The following is a 1,592-nucleotide window of genomic DNA, read 5'->3' as shown; positions in this document are numbered from 1 at the left end:
CATGTCGTCGGCATGGAAGCTGCCGATCTTGCCGGTGAACCCTTGCACGATCACGCGCGTGCTGCGGTTGAGCAGGATTGCCATTTCTCGACCTCCCTCAGGCTGCTTTTTTGTTCTTGGCGGCTTCGCGCCAGGCGGCGACGGCTTTTTCGGCGGCTTCGGCCAGCGTGTCGGCGATGATCACGTTCTCGCCGGAATCGGCCAGGATCTTGCGCCCCTCCTCGACCTTGGTGCCGGAAAGGCGTACCACCAGCGGCACGTCGACGCCGACCTCGCGGATCGCCTTGATGACGCCTTCGGCGACCCAGTCGCAGCGGTTGATGCCGGCAAAGATGTTGACCAGGATCGTCTCGACATTCTTGTCGCCGAGCACGGCGCGGAAGGATTTCGCCACCCGTTCCGGCGAGGCGCCGCCGCCGATGTCGAGGAAGTTGGCCGGCTCGCCGCCGGCGATCTTGATCATGTCCATCGTCGCCATGGCAAGACCGGCGCCGTTGATGATGCAGCCGATATTGCCGTCGAGCCCGACATAGGAGAGGCCGCGATCGCTGGCGAAAGTCTCGCGCGGGTCTTCCTGGCTCTTGTCGCGCAGCTCGGAGATTTCCGGACGGCGAAACAGCGCGTTCTCGTCGAAAGACATTTTTGCGTCGAGCGCGACGAGACTGCCGTCACGCGTCACCACCAGCGGGTTGATCTCCAGCATCGTGGCGTCATAGTCGCGGAACACCCGGTAGCAGCCGAGGATGGTTTCGGTCGCCTTACCGATCAGATTGTCCTCGAGCCCGAGCCCGAAGGCGATCTCGCGCGCCTGGAAGCGCTGCATGCCGACGCCGGGATCGACGGTGGCGCGGATGATCGAATCCGGCGCCGTCTCGGCGATCTCCTCGATCTCCATGCCGCCGGCGGCCGATGCCACGATCATGACGCGCTCTTCCTTGCGGTCGAGCACGAAGCCTAGATAGAGCTCCTGCGCGATGTCTACGGCTTCCTCGAGATAGAGGCGCGAGATCAGCTTGCCGCGCGGGCCGGTCTGCTGGGTCACCAGCTTGCGCCCGAGCATGGCTTCGGCCGCATTGGAAATCTCCTCGTCGTTCGAGCAGAGCTTGATGCCGCCGGCCTTGCCGCGCGCGCCGGAATGGACCTGCGCCTTCAGCACCCATTTCGAGCCGCCGATCTCGCGCGCACGGTAGGTCGCCTGCTCGGGGCTGTAGGCGAGGCCGCCGCGCGGCACGTGCACGCCGTGGCGGGCGAGCAGTTCCTTGGCCTGGTATTCGTGGATATCCATCATGTCCTCCCGGTAATTTTTAGTGCGCCGCTTGCGTCTGGCCGGCGCGCTCGATCGCCTCGTTCACCACCAGCACGTTGCGCGCCATGCGCTCCGACGCAGCGTCGATCATCTTGCCGTCGAGCGCCGCGGCGCCCTTACCGGCCGCTTCCGCTTCCTTCAGCACCTCCAGGATGCGGCGGGCGCGCGTGACTTCCTTCTCCGGCGGCGAGAACACGTCGTTGGCCAAGGCAATCTGCGACGGATGGATCGCCCATTTGCCTTCGATGCCGAGCGCCGCGGCGCGCCTTGCGGCGGCCATGTAGCC

The 1,592-nt window shown here is 65.5% G+C and carries 1 protein-coding gene and 1 pseudogene; both read right to left on the bottom strand.

The annotated features are described in order from the left end of the window. Positions 1 to 97: 97 nt before the first annotated feature. Positions 98 to 1,285 (bottom strand): malate--CoA ligase subunit beta, encoded by a 1,188-nt coding sequence (locus EOD07_RS33810; RefSeq protein ID WP_127238297.1) that lies wholly within the window; start codon positions 1,283 to 1,285, stop codon positions 98 to 100. A 19-nt stretch (positions 1,286 to 1,304) separates the two neighbouring features. After that, positions 1,305 to 1,592, bottom strand: a pseudogene (locus tag EOD07_RS33805) (CoA ester lyase); the annotation flags it as partial.

The organism is Mesorhizobium sp. M2C.T.Ca.TU.002.02.1.1 (genome assembly GCF_003997225.1).
Note: the sequence above shows the minus strand (reverse complement) of the source record. Positions and strands in the feature narration are given on the sequence as shown.

Coding starts and splice junctions, on each gene's coding strand:
- EOD07_RS33810 (WP_127238297.1), bottom strand. CDS start 1,285: ATGGATATCCACGAATACCAGGCCAAGGAACTGCTCGCCCGCCACGGC.